The sequence below is a fragment of the Microbacterium sp. STRO-2N genome (assembly GCF_057747775.1).
This window is the reverse complement of record NZ_CM173223.1, coordinates 2,241,141-2,260,996: the sequence shown is the minus strand read 5'-3', so window position 1 is coordinate 2,260,996 and position 19,856 is coordinate 2,241,141. Positions and strand designations below refer to the sequence as shown.

General features: G+C 70.8%; 21 protein-coding genes. 18 read left to right on the top strand and 3 right to left on the bottom strand.

All coding sequences use genetic code 11. The annotated features are described in order from the left end of the window. Positions 1-1,515 carry a hypothetical protein gene (locus tag AC3ANN_RS10585; RefSeq protein ID WP_488337365.1) on the bottom strand — a complete coding sequence of 505 codons (1,515 nt, stop codon included), beginning with the start codon at positions 1,513-1,515 and terminating at the stop codon, positions 1-3. A 57-nt stretch (positions 1,516-1,572) separates the two neighbouring features. Then, complete coding sequence (lexA, locus tag AC3ANN_RS10580; protein WP_488337364.1) at positions 1,573-2,253, bottom strand: transcriptional repressor LexA; 681 nt, start codon at positions 2,251-2,253, stop codon at positions 1,573-1,575. A gap of 260 nt (positions 2,254-2,513) precedes the next feature. Between lexA and AC3ANN_RS10575 the strand changes: the two genes are divergently transcribed. From AC3ANN_RS10575 to AC3ANN_RS10545, 7 genes are all read left to right on the top strand, one after another. Further along, positions 2,514-2,906, top strand: a complete 393-nt coding sequence (locus AC3ANN_RS10575; protein WP_488337363.1) for a LysM peptidoglycan-binding domain-containing protein — start codon at positions 2,514-2,516, stop codon at positions 2,904-2,906. A 47-nt stretch (positions 2,907-2,953) separates the two neighbouring features. Continuing rightward, positions 2,954-4,048 carry a histidinol-phosphate transaminase gene (locus tag AC3ANN_RS10570; RefSeq protein WP_488337362.1) on the top strand — a complete coding sequence of 365 codons (1,095 nt, stop codon included), beginning with the start codon at positions 2,954-2,956 and terminating at the stop codon, positions 4,046-4,048. Then, a complete protein-coding gene (hisB, locus tag AC3ANN_RS10565) occupies positions 4,045-4,653 on the top strand; it encodes an imidazoleglycerol-phosphate dehydratase HisB (protein ID WP_488337361.1) in 609 nt (202 codons plus the stop codon). Before AC3ANN_RS10570 ends, hisB begins: the two co-directional genes overlap by 4 nt. After that, positions 4,650-5,330 (top strand): imidazole glycerol phosphate synthase subunit HisH, encoded by a 681-nt coding sequence (hisH, locus tag AC3ANN_RS10560; protein WP_488337360.1) that lies wholly within the window; start codon positions 4,650-4,652, stop codon positions 5,328-5,330. The genes hisB and hisH overlap by 4 nt, the downstream gene beginning before the upstream one ends. 66 nt (positions 5,331-5,396) lie before the next feature. Then, on the top strand, positions 5,397-6,143 hold the full coding sequence (priA, locus tag AC3ANN_RS10555) for a bifunctional 1-(5-phosphoribosyl)-5-((5-phosphoribosylamino)methylideneamino)imidazole-4-carboxamide isomerase/phosphoribosylanthranilate isomerase PriA (protein ID WP_488337359.1): 747 nt from the start codon (positions 5,397-5,399) through the stop codon (positions 6,141-6,143). After that, complete coding sequence (locus tag AC3ANN_RS10550; RefSeq protein WP_488337358.1) at positions 6,127-6,921, top strand: SseB family protein; 795 nt, start codon at positions 6,127-6,129, stop codon at positions 6,919-6,921. Before priA ends, AC3ANN_RS10550 begins: the two co-directional genes overlap by 17 nt. A gap of 71 nt (positions 6,922-6,992) precedes the next feature. Continuing rightward, positions 6,993-8,384, top strand: coding sequence for a pyridoxal phosphate-dependent decarboxylase family protein (locus tag AC3ANN_RS10545; RefSeq protein ID WP_488337357.1), 1,392 nt, complete (start codon positions 6,993-6,995; stop codon positions 8,382-8,384). On the opposite strand, the gene AC3ANN_RS10540 is transcribed toward AC3ANN_RS10545, so the two are convergent. Beyond that, positions 8,377-8,796, bottom strand: a complete 420-nt coding sequence (locus AC3ANN_RS10540; RefSeq protein ID WP_488337356.1) for a DUF1844 domain-containing protein — start codon at positions 8,794-8,796, stop codon at positions 8,377-8,379. The genes AC3ANN_RS10545 and AC3ANN_RS10540 overlap by 8 nt on opposite strands. A 196-nt stretch (positions 8,797-8,992) precedes the next feature. Here AC3ANN_RS10540 and infC point away from each other — a divergent pair, with 196 nt between their 5' ends. From infC to AC3ANN_RS10485, 11 genes are all read left to right on the top strand, one after another. Next, positions 8,993-9,703: a translation initiation factor IF-3 gene (gene infC, locus AC3ANN_RS10535; protein WP_488337355.1), complete on the top strand. Its 711-nt coding sequence runs from the start codon at positions 8,993-8,995 to the stop codon at positions 9,701-9,703. Between the two features lie 71 nt (positions 9,704-9,774). Then, entirely contained in the window at positions 9,775-9,969 is a 195-nt protein-coding gene (gene rpmI / locus AC3ANN_RS10530; protein WP_106813610.1) for a 50S ribosomal protein L35, read from the top strand. A 31-nt stretch (positions 9,970-10,000) separates the two neighbouring features. Next, a complete protein-coding gene (rplT, locus tag AC3ANN_RS10525) occupies positions 10,001-10,384 on the top strand; it encodes a 50S ribosomal protein L20 (RefSeq protein WP_488337354.1) in 384 nt (127 codons plus the stop codon). A gap of 96 nt (positions 10,385-10,480) precedes the next feature. Continuing rightward, positions 10,481-11,281: a TrmH family RNA methyltransferase gene (locus tag AC3ANN_RS10520; RefSeq protein WP_488337353.1), complete on the top strand. Its 801-nt coding sequence runs from the start codon at positions 10,481-10,483 to the stop codon at positions 11,279-11,281. A gap of 88 nt (positions 11,282-11,369) precedes the next feature. Further along, the gene (locus tag AC3ANN_RS10515) at positions 11,370-12,167 is read left to right on the top strand and encodes an amino acid ABC transporter ATP-binding protein (RefSeq protein ID WP_488337352.1); all 798 of its coding nucleotides are present in this window, start codon (positions 11,370-11,372) and stop codon (positions 12,165-12,167) included. A gap of 80 nt (positions 12,168-12,247) precedes the next feature. Then, the gene (locus AC3ANN_RS10510) at positions 12,248-13,117 is read left to right on the top strand and encodes a glutamate ABC transporter substrate-binding protein (RefSeq protein WP_488337351.1); all 870 of its coding nucleotides are present in this window, start codon (positions 12,248-12,250) and stop codon (positions 13,115-13,117) included. A gap of 72 nt (positions 13,118-13,189) precedes the next feature. Next, on the top strand, positions 13,190-13,837 hold the full coding sequence (locus AC3ANN_RS10505) for an amino acid ABC transporter permease (RefSeq protein WP_488337350.1): 648 nt from the start codon (positions 13,190-13,192) through the stop codon (positions 13,835-13,837). Next, positions 13,834-14,829 carry an amino acid ABC transporter permease gene (locus AC3ANN_RS10500; RefSeq protein WP_488337349.1) on the top strand — a complete coding sequence of 332 codons (996 nt, stop codon included), beginning with the start codon at positions 13,834-13,836 and terminating at the stop codon, positions 14,827-14,829. Before AC3ANN_RS10505 ends, AC3ANN_RS10500 begins: the two co-directional genes overlap by 4 nt. Positions 14,830-14,871: 42 nt before the next feature. After that, a complete protein-coding gene (gene pheS, locus AC3ANN_RS10495; protein WP_488337348.1) occupies positions 14,872-15,936 on the top strand; it encodes a phenylalanine--tRNA ligase subunit alpha in 1,065 nt (354 codons plus the stop codon). Then, a complete protein-coding gene (gene pheT, locus AC3ANN_RS10490) occupies positions 15,936-18,473 on the top strand; it encodes a phenylalanine--tRNA ligase subunit beta (RefSeq protein ID WP_488337347.1) in 2,538 nt (845 codons plus the stop codon). The genes pheS and pheT overlap by 1 nt, the downstream gene beginning before the upstream one ends. Positions 18,474-18,657: 184 nt before the next feature. Continuing rightward, positions 18,658-19,641, top strand: coding sequence for an NAD-dependent epimerase/dehydratase family protein (locus AC3ANN_RS10485; protein ID WP_488337346.1), 984 nt, complete (start codon positions 18,658-18,660; stop codon positions 19,639-19,641). Positions 19,642-19,856 lie beyond the last annotated feature (215 nt).

The following is a 19,856-nucleotide window of genomic DNA, read 5'->3' as shown; positions in this document are numbered from 1 at the left end:
TCAGCGGGCGCGCGGCTTGCGCTTCGGGCTGACGGATGCCGGCCCCGCCGTCTCGGCGGGCGCCGGCTCCGTGGGTTCCGCGGCGCCGGCCGGCGTGTCGACGGCGACGGTCGCCGGGGAGAGCCCGGTGTCGTCGTCGCCTGCGGCTGCGGAGAGGACGGTGACCTCGTCCGGGCTCGGTTCCGCGGCATCCGTCAGATCTTCGCGCCTCTGCAGGATCTCGAGGATCCACGCGACGGCGAGCGCGACGAGGAGGACGAGGAAGACGTCGCCCGCCGACAGCGGTCGCAACGCGAACAGCCAGACGACTGCGAGCGCCACGACGAGCGTGAGGACGGCCGCGCGGTAGCGCGCGAGCCAGACGCCGAACCGTCCCGTCGAGAAGCCGTGTTCCGTCAGCCGCGCGCGCAGCGACGCGTTCACCGAGCCGACCGCGCGCCGTGTGCGGGCCGCCGGCGACCAGCGCCCCGCGAACCACCCGAGCACCGCGATCACGGCACCCAGGAGGACCACGATCGCCGCCGTCTGCTGCATCGACCCGACGAGGCTCTCGTACACGACGCCCAGAGCAGCTGACGACACTCCGAGCTGCACGGCGGCCTGGCCGACGGCCGGGTAGCCGATTGCGAACGCGAGCGCGAGTGCCCCGCCGCCCACGACGAAGCCGATACCCGTCCCCAGGATGGCCGTGCTGCGGCGTCGAGCGGTGACGATGCCCACGGCGAAGAGCGCGATCGAGATGACCGGAAGCCACCAGCCCAGAGTGGTGGCGAGCGCATAGACCGTGCGGACGGTGACGAGGGTCTCGCCGGTGCCGATGATCACGACACGGTCCACGGCGGGGATCAGCTGGGCGATCCCGACGCCGCGATCGAGGAGGTTCTCCTTGACGCCGTCGACGATCGTGCCCAGCTGGATGCCGAGGCCCTCGTCGGTGAGCACGACGACGCCGTCGCCGTCGGAGGTCGCGGCGGCCGTCAGAACGCGGTGCGCGGCCCGCGTCGTGGTGGTCCAGGTGTCGGCGAACGCGTCGGAGTCCACGACGCGGGTCACGGTCTGGGTGAGGAGGTTGCTGAGCCCCTCTGCGGCCGGCGCCTCGAGCAGCCGGAGCGCATCCGTGGCGCGCGGCGGGAGGCCGAGCTGCGCGATGCCGTCGAACACGTCGGCGGTGAGCGCCTCGAAGTCGACCTGCGCCTCGACGGCTTCAACCGTCTCGTCGACGAGCATCTGCTGCACCGCCGGATCTTCGGCGAGCGGCGCGAGCGTCGCGACGAAGGCGTCCTCGTCGACCAGCTCCAGCCGCGCCCAGGCCGTCACGATCGCGAGGGGAACCAGGATCGTCGCGATGACGATGCACAGTGCTGAGAGGAATGCCCGCCAGCGAGAGCCGCGCGGACCGCGGGCGACGCCCGGTGCCGGGCCGGCTCCGGCGCGGAGCCGGGCGTTCTCGGCCTCGAGCTCCGCCAGGCGGGCGTGAAGATCGGGGGAGTCGGCGACCGGCGCTTCGGCGTTCATCTCCCCCTTATAGCGCGACGCCGCTCACGTGGCTACACGCGTATCGGATGAAACCCGTCATACCGCCCGGAGCACGGCGACGACTTTTCCGAGCACGACCGCGTCATCGCCGAGGATCGGCTCGAACGCGGAGTTGCGGGGGAGCAGCCACGTGTGCCCGTCGCGCTGCCGGAAGGTCTTGACGGTGGCCTCGCCGTCGAGCATGGCGGCCACGATCTCGCCGTTTTCGGCCGTCGCCTGCGAGCGCACCACGACCCAGTCGCCGTCGCAGATGGCGGCGTCGATCATCGAGTCGCCCGACACGCGGAGCATGAAGAGGTCGCCCTTGCCGACCAGCTGCCGGGGGAGCGGGAAGATCTCCTCGATCTGCTGCTCGGCGGTGATCGGCACGCCGGCGGCGATCCGGCCCACGAGAGGCACGAGCGCCGCATCGCCGACCGACGGCGCGCTGTCGGCGGGGCTCTCGGTGGCGGTGCCGGGCAGATCGATCAGCACCTCCATGGCGCGCGTCTTGCCCGCGTCGCGGCGGAGATACCCGCTGAGCTCCAGCTGGTTCAGCTGGTGCGTGACGCTCGACAGCGACTTGAGTCCCACTGCGTCGCCGATCTCGCGCATGCTCGGCGGGTAGCCGTGCCGGGCGATCGAGCGCTGGATCACCTCGAGGATGGCGAGCTGCTTGTCGCTGAGGCTCTTGCGCCGTCGTGTCTGGGGCTTTTCGCGCCCGGCCGCGTCGCTCATGTCCGGCTCCCGTCTCGCGCCCGTCGGAGCGCGGTTTCTTCGAATGTCGGAGGCCCGTGGTGGGGTTCTCGTATCGAAACCGTATCCGGCCGTGACGTGCGAGGGGAACAACTTCGCCGCGTGTCGCGTTCGAGACTCCACATCCGGATTCGGGTATTGACATCGTACAGACTCGAAGATAGCTTCGGAAGAGAGGTTCGCACGTCCCCGCTCCCGGCCGAGCGGGGACTGCGAATCTCTCCCCACCAGAGGAGGACAGCATGACCGCGATCGGCATCACGACGACCGTCGCCTCGCCCGCCGACGCGACGCGCGCCGTCGCCGCCCGCGCGACGCGTCTGCGACTCACGGCTCGCGGACGCCGTGTGCTGGCGCTGATCGCTGCATTGCCGGCCGTGCTCGCCCTGGCCTTCGCGGTCATGAGCGGCGGCTCCGCCCTCGCGTCGCGCGACGACGGCGCCCCCGCCGGCGCGTTCACCACGATCACCGTGGCACCCGGCGACTCGCTCTGGTCCATCGCCGAGGAGGTCGCGCCGTCCGACGATCCGCGCGATGTCGTCGACGAGATCGTCCGGCTGAACGCGCTCGACAGCGCGGCGGTGTGGGCGGGTCAGCGCCTGTCGATCCCGGCGGAGTACGACCAGAAGCCGTAGGGCCATCTGGCGTCACGAGCCGCCGCCGACCCGCGTGCCGCCCTAGCATGGGAGGGGTGAGTCCCCGCCTCGAAGACCTTCCCCTGCGCGCCGATCTCCGTGGGCTGACGCCGTACGGCGCCCCCCAGGCCGCGCTCCCCGTCGCGCTGAACGTCAACGAGAACACGCATCCCGTGCCGCAGGACGTCGCCGACGACATCGTCGACTCGATCGCACTCGCCCTGCGCGATGTCAACCGCTATCCCGATCGCGAGTTCAGCGCGTTGCGCGAGGGCTTCGCCGACTACCTCGGTCACGGGCTGACCCGCGATCAGATCTGGGCCGCCAACGGTTCGAACGAGGTTCTCCAGCACATCCTGCAGGCGTTCGCGGGGCCCGGTCGCACGGCGTTCGGCTTCGCGCCGACCTACTCGATGTATCCGCTCCTCGCCCGCGGGACGGGTGCTGAATGGAGGGCGGGCACCCGCTCGCCCGACTACGCGCTCGACGCGGCGGACGCGGCATCCCAGGTGGCGGATGCGCGTCCCGACGTGGTGTTCCTGTGCTCGCCCAACAACCCGACCGGCACGCCGCTCGGCCTCGACGTCGTCGAGGCGGTCTACGACGCGACCGACGGAATCGTGGTGGTCGACGAGGCGTACTTCGAGTTCGCGCCGCGTGAGGAGGACTCAGCGCTGACGCTCCTCGAGGGCAGGGAGCGGCTCGTGGTGTCGCGCACGATGAGCAAGGCGTTCGCCTTCGCCGGAGCGCGAGTGGGCTACCTCGCCGCAGACCCCGTCCTCATCGACGCCCTCCGGCTGGTGCGGCTGCCGTACCACCTGAGTGCCCTCACGCAGGCGGCCGCGAGCGCTGCGCTGCGTCACGCTCCCGTCATGCTGCGGATGGTGGACGAGATCGTCGTGCAGCGCAACCGGATCGCCGCCACCGTCGAGGCGCTCGGGTTCACCGCTCATGACTCCTGGGCCAACTTCGTGCTCTTCGGCGGCGTCGACGATCCCGCGACGACCTGGCAGGCGCTGTACGACCGGGGCGTGCTCATCCGCGACGTCGGGATCCCGCACCACCTGCGGGTCACGGCCGGCACCGAGGACGAGACGACCGCGTTCCTCGATGCCCTCGCCTCGGTAGGATCGGCCACATGAGCGCTGCATCCCGCACCGCGTCGCTGAGACGCGCGACGAGCGAGTCCACCGTCGAGCTCGAGCTCGACCTCGACGGCACGGGACGCAGCCGCATCGACACCACGGTGCCGTTCTTCGACCACCTGCTGACGGCGTTCGCGAAGCACTCGCTCACCGACCTCACCGTGCGCGCCTCGGGCGACACCGACATCGACGCGCACCACACCGTCGAAGACATCTCGATCGTGCTCGGCCAGGCGATCCGGGAGGCCCTCGGCGACAAGTCCGGCATCTCGCGGTACGGCGACGCGCTCGTGCCGCTCGACGAAGCGCTCGCGCAGGCCGTCGTCGACATCAGCGGACGCCCCTACCTCGTCCACACCGGCGAACCGGCCGGATTCGAGCACCACCTCATCGGCGGGCACTTCACCGGCTCGCTCGTGCGCCACACGTTCGAGGCGATCTCGTTCCACGCCGCGCTCACCGTCCACGTCCGCGTCCTGTCGGGCCGTGACCCGCACCACATCGCCGAGGCGGAGTACAAGGCGTTCGCGCGCGCGTTCCGGCAGGCGAAGGCGCTGGACCCGCTCGTCGAGGGAATCCCCAGCACGAAGGGCGCTCTGTGACCGAGGCTCCCAGGCTTCGCACGAGCGACGGCGCCGCACCGCTCGTCGCCGTCCTCGACTACGGCTCGGGCAACGTCCACTCCGCCGTCAAGGCGCTCGCCGCCGCCGGCGCCGACGCGCGCCTGACGTCGGACCGTGCGCTCGTGCTGGAGGCGGATGGCCTCGTCGTGCCCGGCGTGGGAGCCTTCCGGGCCGTGGCCGAGGCCCTGCGCGAGAGCCGCGGCGACGAGCTCATCGAGCGGCGGCTCGCGGGGGGCCGGCCGGTGCTCGGCATCTGCGTCGGTATGCAGGTGCTCTTCGAGCGCGGCGTCGAGCGCGGAGTCGACACGGAGGGCTTGGGCGAGTGGCCCGGGATCGTGACCGAGCTGGATGCGCCCGTCCTGCCGCACATGGGCTGGAACACCGTCGAGCCCGGCGAGGGGTCGAGGCTCTTCCGCGGCATCGAGCAGGAGCGCTTCTACTTCGTCCACTCGTTCGGCGTGCAGAAGTGGCTCCTGGACGTGCAGCCTCCGTTCCCCCAGCCGACGCTCACGTGGTGCACGTACGGTGCTCCGTTCCTGGCCGCCGTCGAGAACGGGCCGCTGTCGGCGACGCAGTTCCACCCCGAGAAATCGGGGGATGCGGGCATCCGTCTGCTCGCGAATTGGATCGACGGGCTCAGCGGGGCTACCCTCTGAGATCGTGCCGTCCGCGGAGCACGCTCCGCAGGACCTCCTGCACAGTTCTCACACAGCCAGGGATCCATGAACGATTTCGCCTCGACACCCAAGCTCGTCCTTCTTCCCGCGGTAGACGTCGCGGACGGCAAGGCGGTGCGCCTGACCCAGGGAGAGGCGGGCACCGAGACCAGCTACGGCGACCCCGTCGACGCCGCGCTCGACTTCGCGCGCCAGGGCGCCGAGTGGATCCACCTTGTCGACCTCGATGCGGCTTTCGGCCGCGGCAGCAACGCCGGCGTGCTGCGCAAGGTCATCAAGCAGGTCCGCGGCGTTCAGGTCGAGCTGTCCGGCGGCATCCGCGACGACCGCACGCTCGAAGCGGCGCTCGAGAGCGGTGCGGCGCGCATCAACCTCGGCACCGCGGCGCTCGAGAACCCGGAGTGGGCCGCCGATGTCATCGGCCGCTACGGCGACGTGATCGCCGTCGGGCTCGACGTGCGCGGCACGACTCTGGCCGCGCGCGGCTGGACGCGCGAGGGTGGCGACCTGTGGACGGTGCTCGACCGTCTCGAGGAGGCCGGCTGCAGTCGTTACGTCGTCACCGACGTGACCAAGGACGGCACCCTCAGGGGCCCGAACCTCGACCTGCTGCGCGAGCTGACCTCCCGCACCCCCAAGCCCATCGTCGCGTCGGGCGGTGTGTCGAGCCTCGACGACATCGTGGCGCTGCGCGACCTCGTGCCGCTGGGCGTCGAGGGTGCGATCGTGGGCAAGGCGCTGTACGCCGGTGCCTTCACGCTCGCCGAGGCGCTGGATGTCGCCGGAAGCTGATCCGCACGACCACGTGCACGGCCCGGATCCCGCGGCCGACTCCGGCGGCGTCCCGTGGGCGGGGCGCAGCTTGCACGCCAACCCGCACTCGGACGACGACGGATCGGCCGACCCCGCGCTCCTCGCCGCGCTGACGTCGTTCCGTGCGGGCACGGGCGGTCAGCGCGAGGTCGTCGACGCGTACCGCAGCGCGCGCCTGCTCATCCCGCTCCTCGCCGAGAAGGGCGACCACGGCATCGGCGCGCACGGCCTCGCCGTCGACAAGACCCAGGAGCTGTCGATCGTCACCGTCGCCGCGCCCGACGGCCGTCGCGTGCTGCCGGTGTTCACGTCGGTCGAGGCGATGGGGCGGTGGGATGCCTCGGCACGGCCGGTGCCCGTCGACGGCGTACGCACGGCGCTCGCGGCCGCGGCCGACGACACCGATCTCATCGTCGTCGATCCTGCGTCGCCGACCGAGTTCGTCATCCGCCGCCCCGCCGTGTGGGCCATCGGCCAGGGGCAGGCGTGGGAGCCGAGCTTCGCGTCGCCGGAAGTGGTCGCCGGGCTGAACGCGAGCATCGGCGGCGAGCTCGCGGTGCTCGACCTCGCCGTCGAGCCCGGCGACCCGGACGCGCGGCTGCGCGGGCCCGAGCTCGTGGTGCGGCTGCATCTCATGCACGGGCTCGAGCAGGAGGAGCTCGATGCGGTCCTCGCGCGCCTCGCCAAGCGCTGGGCGGCCGATGACCGCATCGCGGTGCTCGTGGACTCGCTGACCGTCAAGCTGGTACGCGCCTGAGCACGTCCCGGGCGCCGGCTCTTGCGGCGAGCGGGGTCGACGGCGGAGGATCGGCACCGCGGAGGTGACCGATGGACGACGGCGGCATGGGTGAGTACCGGCGAGCTCTCGACCTCGCGCACGAGCGCGCTCTGGCGTGGCTCGACACGCGGGACGAACGGCCGATCCGTCCAGAGGTGGACGTCGACGGCGTGCTCGCCTCGCTCGACCGGCGGCTGCCGGAGGCGGGGATGGATGCCGCTGCGGTCGTCGACGCGCTGGCCGAGGCGGCGCAGCCGGGGCTCATGGCGATGGGGTCGCCGCGGTTCTACGGGTTCGTGATCGGCGGAACGTATCCCGCGGCGCTCGCCGCGGACTGGCTCGTGTCGGCGTGGGACCAGAACACCGGCTCGCGCCAGCCCACGCCGGCGACCGCCGCGATCGAGGAGGTCGCCGCGAGCTGGCTCCTCGACCTCCTCGGCCTCCCGTCGGGGAGCGGCGTCGGCTTCGTCACCGGCGCGACGATGGCGAACCTCTCGTGCCTGCTCGTGGGCCGCGACGCCGTGCTGCGCGCTCGCGGCCACGATCCGCTCGACGGGCTGCAGCAGGCGCCGCGGCTGCGCTTCCTCGCCGGCGACGCGGTGCACACGTCGGCGGTGCTCGCGGGACGCCTCGCCGGACTCGGGGCCCCCGAGACGGTCGGCGCGGACCGCGAGGGCCGCATCGATGTGGACGGGCTCGCGAAGGCACTCGCCGCGGAGCCCGATGCGGCGACGATCGTCGCGCTGCAGGCGGGCGACGTCCACTCCGGCGCTTTCGACGACTTCGCGGCCGCGATCGGGGTGGCTCGTGAGGCGGGCGCGTGGATCCACGTCGACGGCGCGTTCGGGCTGTGGGCGGGGGCGAGTCCGCGTCTGCGCCACCTCGTCTCGGGCGTCGAGGGCGCCGACTCGTGGGCGACGGACGCCCACAAGACCCTCAACGTCCCCTACGACTGCGGGGTCGCGATCGTGCGCGACGAGGCCGCCATGACGGCATCGCTCGGCGCGCACGCCGCCTACCTGCCGATGGTGGCCGAGGTCGCCGATCCGTACGACCGCGTGCCCGAGCTCTCGCGCCGCGCGCGAGGCGTCCCGGTGTGGGCGGCGCTGCGTTCCCTCGGGCGGTCGGGCGTGGCCGGTCTCGTCGACGGACTCGTGTCGGCGGCATCCGCCCTCGCCGACGGATTCCGTTCGATCCCCGGGCTCGCGGTACTCAACGACGTCGTCTTCACGCAGGTCTGCGTGGCCGCGCCCGACGACGCCGCGACTGCGGCGCTGGGGGAGTGGCTGCGCGCCGAGGGAACCGTGTGGGCGTCGTCTTCGACGTGGCAGGGCCGCACCGTGGTGCGCTTCGCGGTGAGCAACCGCGCGACGGATGCCGAAGCCGTCCGCCGTACGGTGGACGCCGTCGCACGCGGCGCGGCGGCTCTCGGGATCAGGTGACCGGGCCGGTCCACTTCTCGCCGGGGCCCTGACCGATCGGGTCGGGGATGACAGAAGCCTCGCGGAACGCGAGCTGCACCGACCGCAGGCCGTCGCGGAGGGACCGCGCGTGCATGTCGCTGATCTCGGGGGCGCCAGCGGTGATGAGGCCGGCGAGGGCGTTGATGAGCTTGCGCGCCTCGTCGAGATCGGTCTGCGTCGCCGGATCGTCGGCGAGACCCACCTTGACCGCCGCGGCGCTCAGGAGGTGCACCGCGGTCGTGGTGATGACCTCGACCGCCGGCACGTCGGCGATGTCGCGGGTCGCGGACGATGCGGCCCGCTCCTGCTCCTCCCAGCGGGCCTGGCGCTCGGCATCCGCTGCCGCCGCCGTCTCGCCGTTGTCGCCGTCCCGGTCTCGAATCGTGTCCACGCCGTACTCTCTGATAGACTGCTGCGGTCTCCGGTGCGGTCTGCACCGGATCGGAAAGAGGATCTACATCCCACCCGCGCTTGCCGTTCCAGGCTACCGGGTCACGCACTCCGCCCCGACCGTCCTGCGGCCGGGGTAGCCGCTCGGGAATCGCGCGGGAACAGGGTGCAGAGTCGGCGCTCGAAGCGTCTGACGGGTGGAGTGGGTCGTCCTCCGCCCGCGACGCACCCGTGTCGCGGTGGTCATCACGCACACGAAGGAGTTCCGCATCAGCGATCCCCGCACCAACGACCGCATCCGCGTGCCCGAGGTCCGCCTCGTCGGCCCGAACGGAGAGCAGGTCGGCGTCGTCCGCATCGAGGTGGCGCTGCGCCTGGCTCAGGAGGCCGACCTCGATCTCGTCGAGGTGGCCCCGAACTCGAAGCCTCCCGTGGTCAAGATCATGGACTACGGCAAGTTCAAGTACGAGGCTGCGCAGAAGGCCAAGGAAGCGCGTCGCAATCAGGCGAACACCGTCCTCAAGGAGGTCCGGTTCCGTCTGAAGATCGAGGCTCACGACTACATCACCAAGCTCAAGCGCGCCGAGGGCTTCCTCCAGTCCGGCGACAAGGTCAAGGCGATGATCCTGTTCCGCGGTCGCGAGCAGTCGCGTCCCGAGCAGGGCGTGCGCCTCCTCCGCAAGTTCGCCGAGGACGTCGCCGAATTCGGCACGGTCGAGTCGAACCCCACGATCGACGGCCGCAACATGGTGATGGTCATCGCCCCGCACAAGAACAAGTCCGAGGTGAAGACCGAGCAGAACGCCCAGCGTGCTGCGAACAAGGAGGCGGCCCGTTCCGCCCGCACCGGCGGCGCGCCGACGTCTCAGCCCGAGACCGAGGCGGCAGAGGCCGCCCCGGCCGAGTAAGGCCCCACAGACTCCCGCACCGCGGGACCCCGACTCCCGCCTGTGCGGGAAGTGAAACGAAGGAAGAAGAGATGCCGAAGCAGAAGACCCACTCGGGCGCCAAGAAGCGCTTCAAGGTCACGGGCAGCGGGAAGCTCATGAAGCAGCAGGCGAATCTTCGCCACAACTTCGAGGGCAAGCCCACGCGCCGTACCCGCCGTCTGTCGCAGGACCAGGTCCTCGCCCCGGGCGACGCCAAGGTCGCGAAGAAGCTCCTCGGTCGCTGAGCGCGCCGACGCAAGTTAGGAACGAAACGAAATGGCTAGAGTCAAGCGGGCGGTAAACGCCCACAAGAAGCGTCGCGTCATCCTGGAGCGCGCCTCCGGTTACCGCGGACAGCGTTCGCGTCTGTACCGCAAGGCGAAGGAGCAGGTCACCCACTCGCTCGTCTACGCATACCGCGACCGCCGCAAGCGCAAGGGCGACTTCCGCCGCCTGTGGATCCAGCGCATCAACGCCGCCGCCCGTCAGAACGGCATCACGTACAACCGCTTCATCCAGGGCCTCGGCCTCGCGGGTGTGCAGGTCGACCGCCGCATGCTCGCCGAGCTCGCGGTGAACGAGCCCAAGACGTTCACGTCGCTCGTCGAGACCGCCAAGAAGGCTCTGCCCGGGAACGTCAACGCTCCCAAGAGCGCCTGATAGCGGCATCCCGCGTCCCGAAAAGGGCGACCTCCTCACGGAGGGCGCCCTTTTCGCATGGCGGGGACCCGACCCCGCGACCCTAGACTGAGAGCCGTGCTCGAGAACCCTCGCTCTCCGCGTGTCCGCGCCGTCGCGAAGCTGACCAAGCGCAGCGCCCGTCAGGAAACCGGACTGTTCCTCCTCGAGGGGCCGCAGGCTGCGCGAGAGGTGCTCGCGTACCGTCCCGAGACGCTCGTCGAGCTGTTCGCCACGCCGACAGCGATGGAGAAGCACGCCGACATCCGCGATGCGGCGACGGATGCCGGCATCGAGGTGATCTTCACGACCGAGGCCGTGCTCGACGCGATGGCCGACACCGTGACGCCGCAGGGGATCGTCGCGGTCGCCCGCCAGTCGCCCACGTCGGTGCGCGACGTGTTCGCCGCCTCGCCGCGCCTGGTCGCGATCTGCGAGGAGGTGCGGGACCCGGGAAATCTCGGCACGATCATCCGCGCCGCCGACGCTGCGGGCGCGGACGCCGTCGTGCTCACCGGGCGCACGGTCGACCCGTACAACCCGAAGGTCGTGCGCGCCACCACGGGGTCGCTCTTCCACCTGCCGATCGCGGTCGGCGTCGATCTCTCGACGGCCGTCGAGAGGGCCCACGCCGCGGGCGTGCGTGTGGTGGCGGCCGACGTCGGGGGAGGGGACTTCCTGGCTTCTCGCACGCTTCTCGCAGAGCCGACGGCGTGGCTGTTCGGCAACGAGGCCCGCGGCCTCGACGAGGAGGCGCTCGCGCTCGCGGATCTGTCGCTGCGCCTGCCGATCTACGGAGCCGCCGAATCGCTGAACCTCGCGACCGCGGCCAGCGTCTGCCTGTACGAGACGGCGTTCGCGCAGCGCGCCGCCGAGTGAGCGCCGTTCGTTCCGACGCTGTTACAGATCGGTAAAGGGTCCGCGCCCCACTGGCCGAGTGCCGATGCGCGCCCCTAGGGTGAAGGACATGGCGACACCTGATGCACCGGCAGCGGCGCCGCGCACCTCGAACATCAACGTCCGACGTGGGGAGCCGCTCGTCGTCGTCGACCACGTCGACAAGCACTTCGGCGACCTGCACGTGCTGAAAGACATCGACACCGTGGTCAACCGCGGCGAGGTCGTCGTCGTCATCGGGCCCTCGGGCTCCGGCAAGTCGACGCTGTGCCGCGCCATCAACCGGCTCGAGACGATCGATTCCGGCCGGATCACGATCGACGGCGTCCCGCTTCCCGAAGAGGGCAAGGCGCTCGCGACACTGCGCGCCGACGTCGGCATGGTGTTCCAGTCCTTCAACCTGTTCGCGCACAAGACCGTCCTCGAGAACGTCACGCTCGGCCCGATCAGAGTGCGGGGCATGAAGAAGAAGGATGCCGACGAGAAGGCGATGCAGCTCCTCGACCGCGTCGGCGTGGCCAATCAGGCCAAGAAGATGCCGAACCAGCTCTCGGGCGGGCAGCAGCAGCGCGTCGCGATCGCGCGGTCGCTCGCGATGAACCCGAAGCTGATCCTCATGGACGAGCCCACCAGTGCGCTCGATCCCGAGATGATCAACGAGGTGCTCGACGTCATGATCGGGCTCGCGCACGAGGGGATGACGATGATCGTCGTGACCCACGAGATGGGCTTCGCGCGCAAGGCCGCCGACCGCGTGCTGTTCATGGCGGACGGGGCGATCGTCGAGGAGGCGACGCCCGACCAGTTCTTCACGAACCCGCAGAGCGACAGGGCGAAGGACTTCCTGTCCAAGATCCTGGAGCACTGAGACCAGACTCCCGGCCCGAGCGGCCCGGGACCCCGAGAGGACCGTCACGAACGGTCCGCATCACAGCAAAGGACGAAGACATGAAGCGAATGCGACTTCCGTTGATCGCCCTGGCGGCGGCCGGCGCGCTTGCGCTCTCGGCGTGCGCCACGGGCGGAACGCCGGGCGGCGGCGAGACGACCACGCCCGAGCCCGAGCCCACATTCGAGGCCGGCACGACCATGGCCGAGCTCGCCGAGGCGGGCACCATCACCATCGGCACGAAGTTCGACCAGCCGCTGTTCGGCCTGATGGGCCCCTCGGGCGTGCCGGAGGGCTTCGACGTCGAGATCGGAAAGATCATCGCGTCCGAGCTCGGCATCGCCGAGGAGGACATCGAGTGGAAGGAAGCGGTCTCGGCCAACCGCGAGCCCTTCATCCAGAACGGCGAGGTCGACATCGTCATCGCGACCTACACGATCAACGACAAGCGCAAGGAGGTCGTCTCCTTCGCCGGTCCGTACTACATGGCGGGTCAGTCGATCCTGGTGCTCGCCGACAACGACGACATCGAGAGCGAAGAGGACCTCGTCGGTCAGCCGGTGTGCTCGGTGACCGGTTCGACCCCCGCCGCGAAGCTCGCCGAGATCGGCGCCGAGCCCGTGCTCACCGACACCTACTCGAACTGCCTCGAGCCGCTGCGCAACGGGCAGGTCGTCGCGGTGTCGACCGACAACGTGATCCTCGCGGGTCTCGCGGCCCAGAACGAGGGCGAGTTCAAGGTCGTCGGCGAGCCCTTCACCGAGGAGCCCTACGGCATCGGCCTCGCGCTCGAAGACACCGAATTCCGCATGTGGATCAACGACGTGCTGGAGGAGGCCTACGAGGACGGCCGCTACGAGGAGGCCTGGAACTCCACGGCCGGCACGGTGCTGCCGTTCGTCGAGCCGCCGGCACCCGACCGCTACTGATCGCGACGACGACCCGGCCCGGTATCGGGCCGGGTCGTCGCCACTGCCTCGACCGGCAAGGAAGGAGAGCCCATGGAGCAACTCTGGTCGCTGATGCCCATCTTCATGGAGGGCTTCCGCGTCACCCTGCTCCTGCTCGCGGTTTCGGGTGTGCTGTCGCTCGTGCTCGGCACACTCATCGCGGCGATGCGCATCTCTCCGGTCGCCGCGCTCCGCGGGTTCGCGGCGTTCTGGACCGAGGTCGCGCGCAACACGCCTCTCACTCTCGTCTTCTTCTTCACCGCGTTCGTGCTTCCGATGCTCGGGGTGCGGGCGCCGTACGTCCTGCTCGCGTTCATCGCGCTGACGTACTACACCTCGCCCTTCGTGGCCGAGGCACTGCGGTCGGGCATCAACGGCGTCCCGATCGGCCAGGCCGAGGCGGCACGCAGCATCGGGCTCGGCTTCGGTCAGACGGTGTCGCTCGTGGTGCTGCCACAGGCGTTCCGCATGACGATCCCGCCGCTCATCAACGTCTTCATCGCCCTCACGAAGAACACCTCCGTCGCCGGCGGGTTCTTCGTGGTCGAGCTGTTCGCGACGACGCGTCAGCTCGCCAACGACAACGGGAACATCGTGATTCCGATCCTGCTCACGGCTGCCGTTCTCTACCTCGTCATCACCGTCCCGCTGGGCTTCATCGCCGCACGGCTCGAGAAGCGCTGGGTGGTGAAGCGATGACCGGCACATCCGTCCTCTTCGACGCCCCAGGACCGCGGGCTCGCCGACTGTCGCTGATCCTGTCGATCCTGTCGCTGATCCTCGTCCTGGCTCTGGCCGTGTGGGTGGTGATGCTGCTCGCGGCACCGCGCTCCTCCGGCGGCATCTCTCTGCCGGGTATGTTCGACGGCTCCCGCTGGAACATCTTCGTCGACCCCCAGGTGTGGGTCTTCATCAGTCAGGGCGTCGTCGCCACCCTCCAAGCGGCCGCGGTCGCCGCGGTGGGCGCGATCGCTCTCGGCATCGTGTTCTCGCTGCTGCGCAGTTCGCGCATCGCCTGGGTCCGCATCCCCGTGGCGTGGCTGCTGGAGTTCCTGCGCGGTATGCCGGTCCTGCTGATGATGCTGTTCATCCTGCTGGTGGCGTCGACCGGTGCATTCTGGGCGGTCGTCATCGCGCTGATCCTCTACAACGGCACACTCATCGGCGAGATCCTGCGCGCGGGGCTCGCGGCGCTCCCGCGCGGCCAGCGTGAGGCGGCGCTCAGCGTCGGCATGCGCGAGTTCCAGTCGAAAATGCTCGTGGAGTTCCCGCAGGCGTTCCGGCAGATGCTGCCGATCATCATCGCCCAGCTCGTGGTGCTGCTGAAGGATACGTCGCTCGGCTACATCGTGGGATACAACGAGATCATCCGGAACAACATGAACAACCTGGGCGCCTACTACGGCAACCGATACCTGTTCTCGCTGTTCGCGGTGACGCTCGTGATCTACCTCGCGATCAACCTCACGCTGTCATGGTTCGCGCGGTGGCTGGCACGGCGCACGGCGAGCGGGCGCACCCGCCGTGGCGCCGGAGCGGACCCGCTGAACCCGGCGGCCATTCTCGAGGCCGAAGCGCGAGCGGATGCGGCGGACCGGGCCGCGGCGAGCCGCGGCATGGGCCAGTACGACGGGACAGCGGGGGGTATGTACTTCGGCGACAGCACGGGGGGCGGCGACGGCCGCGGTTGACGCGCGCGGTCGGGTCTCGCGCCGTCGGTAGACTCGTGTCTCGTGTCCGACGCACCCGAAACCCCCCTCCCTGAACCGGCGGAGATCACGCCCGAGACGGTGTCCGCGGCCGTCGACGCCGCGCTCGCGGCGATCGCCGATGCCGCCGACACCGCGGCGCTGAAGGCCGCCCGCTCGGCGCACGGCGCCGAAGGCTCGCCGCTGGCGAAGCTCAACGCGCGCCTCCGCGACGTGCCGAAAGAGAAGAAGGCCGAGTTCGGCAAGCTCGTCGGGCAGGCCCGTGCCCGCGTGAACCAGGCGTTCGCGGCGCGCGAGGAGGACCTGGTCGCGGCCGAGACGGCCGCGCGACTCGAGGCGGAGCGCGTGGACGTCACCGCCCTGCCGGCACGCGCGCGCGTCGGGGCGCGGCATCCGATCTCGCTCCTGCAGGAGCAGATCGCCGACATCTTCGTGGGGATGGGCTGGGAGATCGCGGAAGGTCCCGAGCTCGAACACGAGTGGTACAACTTCGACGCGCTGAACTTCGACGTCGACCACCCGGCGCGCCAGATGCAGGACACCTTCTTCGTCGACCCGGTCGACCGTCACCTGGTGATGCGCACGCACACGAGCCCCGTGCAGGTGCGCTCGATGCTCGAGCGCGACCTGCCGCTGTACGTGCTGTGCCCGGGCCGCGTGTATCGCACCGACGAGTTCGACGCCACGCACCTCCCTGTCTTCACGCAGTTCGAGGGCATCGTCGTCGACAAGGGCATCACGATGGCGCACCTCAAGGGCACGCTCGACCACGCCGCCAAGGTGCTCTTCGGCGCCGCGGCGAAGACGCGTTTCCGCGCGAACTTCTTCCCCTTCACCGAGCCGTCGGCCGAGCTCGACCTGTGGCACCCCACCTTCAAGGGCGGCGCCCGGTGGATCGAGTGGGGCGGCTGCGGGATGATCAACCCCAATGTGCTGCGCGCGGCGGGGATCGACCCTGAGGAGTACTCGGGCTTCGCGTTCGGCATGGGCATCGAGCGGACGCTCATGTTCCGCAGCGACGTCAAGGACATGCGCGACATGGCCGAGGGTGATGTCCGTTTCAGCGAGCAGTTCGGAATGGTGGTCTGATGCGCGTCCCGCTCTCTTGGTTGCGCGAGTACGTCGACGTGCCGGCGGATGCCGCGCCCGAGGACGTCCTCGCGGCGCTCGTGCGCGTCGGGTTCGAAGAGGAGGACGTGCATCGCTTCGAGCTGCAGGGTCCCGTCGTCGTGGGTGAGGTGCTCGAGTTCGTCGAGGAGCCGCAGTCCAACGGCAAGACCATCCGCTGGTGCCAGGTGCGCGTCGCGCCCGACGGGGAGAAGGCCGCCGACGGCGGCGACGCCGTGCACGGCATCGTGTGCGGCGCGCGCAACTTCTTCGCCGGCGACAAGGTCGTCGTGACGCTCCCGGGAGCGGTGCTCCCCGGTCCGTTCCCCATCGCAGCCCGCAAGACGTACGGGCACGTCTCGGACGGCATGATCGCCTCGGCGCGCGAGCTGGGGCTCGGCGAGGAGCACGACGGCATCCTGCGGCTGGTCGAGCTCGGCATCGACGCGCCCGTCGGCACGGATGCCATCGCCCTGCTCGGGCTCGACGACGCGGCGGTCGAGATCAACGTGACGCCCGATCGCGGGTACGCGCTGTCGATCCGCGGCGTGGCACGCGAGTACTCGCACTCGACGGGTGCGGCGTTCCGGGACCCCGCTGACCGCCCGTGGGAGGAGCTCGCTCCGGGAACGGGCTTCCCGATCGTCGTCGACGACCAGGCTCCGATCCGCGGCCGGGCCGGGGCGTCCGAGTTCGTGGCGCGCGTCGTGCGCGACGTCGACCCCACCAAGCCCACGCCGGCATGGATGATCGCGCGCCTCACTCTTGCGGGAATCCGGTCGCTCGGCATCCTGATCGACATCACGAACTACGTGATGCTCGAGCTCGGGCAGCCGATCCACGGCTACGACCTCGACAAGCTCTCAGGCGGCATCACGGTGCGCCGCGCCGCGCGCGGCGAGAAGCTCGAGACCCTCGACGGCAAGGTGCGCGCGCTCGATCCGGAGGATCTGCTCATTACCGACGAGTCCGGCCCGATCGGCCTGGCCGGCGTCATGGGCGGCGGCACGACCGAGATGAGCAGCACGACGCGCAACGTGCTGATCGAGGCGGCGACCTTCGACACGGTGTCGATCGCGCGCACTGCTCGACGTCACAAGCTGCCATCCGAGGCATCGCGCCGGTTCGAGCGCGGAGTCGACCCGCTGGTGCCGTTCGTCGCCGCGCGTCGCGTCGCCGACCTCATGGTCGAATACGCGGGAGGCACGAGCGACGACGAGTACGGCGGGGCGCTGTTCGCAGAGGTGTTCGTGCCGGGCATCGAGCTGCCGCCGCTGTTCGTGCAGCACCTCATCGGCGTCGACTACACGCCGGGCCAGATCGAGTCGTCGCTGCGCCTCATCGGCTGCGAGGTCGTGCCCAACGAGGACGACGCGGCGGGCTGGCACGTCATCCCGCCGTCGTGGCGCCCCGACCTCACCGACAAGTGGACGCTCGCCGAGGAGGTCGCCCGCATCGAGGGGTACGACCGCATCCCCTCTGTGCTGCCGCTGCCGCCGTCGGGCCGCGGGCTGACGGCCGCGCAGCAGGGCCGCCGTCGCGTCGCGAACGCGCTCGCGGCCGCCGGCTATGTCGAGACGCCGTCATTCGGCTTCACCACCGAGGAGCAGAACGACCTGCACGGCTCGGCATCGGGAGAGCACCTGCCGAGCGTCAAGCTGGCCAACCCGCTCGATGGGCAGGCGCCGTTCCTGCGGCGCTCGCTGATCCCGGGGCTCCTGCAGGTCGCGCACCGCAACGTATCGCGCGGGTTCACCGACCTCGCGCTCTTCGAGACCGGGGCGGTGTTCCTGCCGGAGCCGGGCGTGCAGTACGGCACGTCGCACGTGCCGCCGCTGGCGGTGCGGCCGGATGCCGCGACCCTCGCCGAGCTCGACGCCTCGATCCCGCCGCAGCACCGCCACGTCGCGGTGCTGCTGACCGGCAACCTCGTGGCGAAGCAGCCGGGCGTCGACGCGGTCGCGGCCGGGCTCTCGGACGCGATGGACGCCGTGCGCACGATCGCGTCGGCCGCCGGGGTCACGATCGAGGTGGCGCAGGGTGCGCGCGCAGCGCTGCACCCGGGACGCACCGGTGTGCTGGCCGTCGGCGGGACCGAGGTCGGCTACGTCGGGGAGCTCCTGCCGGCCGTGGCCGAGGCATCCGATCTCCCGGGTCGTGTGATCGTCGCCGAGCTCGACCTCGACCTGGTGCTCTCTCTCGCGGGCGAGAAGGTCGTCGCCGCGTCGCTGTCGGGGCTCCCCGCGGCGACGCAGGACGTCTCGCTCGTCGTGGGCGCCGACGTCCCCGCCGCCGAGGTGCGCGCCGCGCTCCTCGAGGGCTCGGGCGAACTGCTCGAGTCGCTGCGACTCGTCGACGACTACCGCGGCCAGGGCGTACCCGAGGGTGCGAAGAGCCTGACGTTCGCGCTGCGCTTCCGGGCACCGGACCGCACGCTCACCGCGGCCGAGGCCACCGAGGCGAAGCTCGCGGGCGTGGCCGTGGCCGCCGAGCGGTTCGGCGCGACGCTGCGCGAGTAGTCGGCGCGGGGGCGGAGCGACAGGGCCGTCTGGCTGTGCGCAACTCCTGAGGTCTGTGCCGGCGGGTGGCCGCCCGGCGCCGGAACGGACACCGGTGCGACGATTCTCAGGAATTGCGCACGCTGCACGCCGCTGACGGCGGATCCGGATGCCGCTGCCCCTGGCTGTCTGGTTGGCTGGGGTCATGACCGACGTGCTCGTGCTGGGTGGAACCGGGTGGCTGAGCGGCCGTATCGCGGAGCAGTGGGCCGATGCCGGGGCATCCGTCACGTGTCTGGCCCGAGGCGGCCGCGATGCACCGTACGGGACCACGCTCGTCGCCGCCGACCGTGACGGGCCCGACGCCTACGCGGCGGTCGCCGGCCGTGACTGGGACGAGGTGGTCGACATCTCGTCCAACCCCTCGCACGTGGATGCCGCCCTCGAGGCGCTCGCCGAGCGCGCGGCGCACTGGACGTGCATCTCCACAGTGTCGGTCTACGCCGGGAACGACGAGGCCGGAGCCGAGGAATCGGCCGAGCTGCTCGCGCCCGCCGGGACCGATGCGGAGGAGGACTACGGCCGTGCGAAAGTGCGCGCCGAGTCATCCGTCCGGTCCGCGGTCGGGTTTCGCGCCGCCATCGTGCGTCCCGGGCTGATCGTCGGTCCGGGCGACCCCACCGGCCGGTTCGGCTACTGGGTGGGGCGATTCGCGCTGGCGGGCGAGGGTGATGTGCTGGTGCCCGACGCCGCAGGGCGGGGCGCGCAGGTGATCGACGTCGACGACCTCGCCGCGTTCGTGCAGTCGATCGGGCAGGAGCGGTGGACGGGCGTCGCGAACGCCGTCGGCGACCCGTTGCCCCTGGACCGCGTGCTCGCCGACGCGCGTGAGGTCGGGGGTCATACCGGCGACACCGTGACGGCATCCGACGAGTGGCTCGAAGGGCGCGGAGTCGCGTTCTGGTCCGGCCCCCGGTCGCTTCCGCTGTGGCTTCCACGCGACATGCCCGGGTTCTGGACCCGCTCGAACGCCGTGTATCGCCTGCTCGGCGGGCGGCTGCGGCCGCTGCGTGAGACGCTGCAGCGCACTCTCGCCGACGAGCTGGCCCGCGGTCTCGACCGCGAACGTCGTGCCGGCCTCTCTCGCGCCGATGAACTCGCACTGCTCGACGAGGCTGCCCGTGCCTAGCTCCTGAGACCTCGGGCCGGCGAGCCTTTCTCGCCCGGGCCCGAGGGCAGGAGCGCGACGAAACCCACGAGCTGTGCGCACCCTCGCCGCCGGGAGGGCGGATTTGCGGATCCCGCGCAGGGGCGGATATCGTCGGCGCATGCCTTCGGCGACCCAGGGACTCCCGACGCTCGTTCCGAGCGTCGTTCCCGCGCGCCGACGCCGTCTGGGCGGCC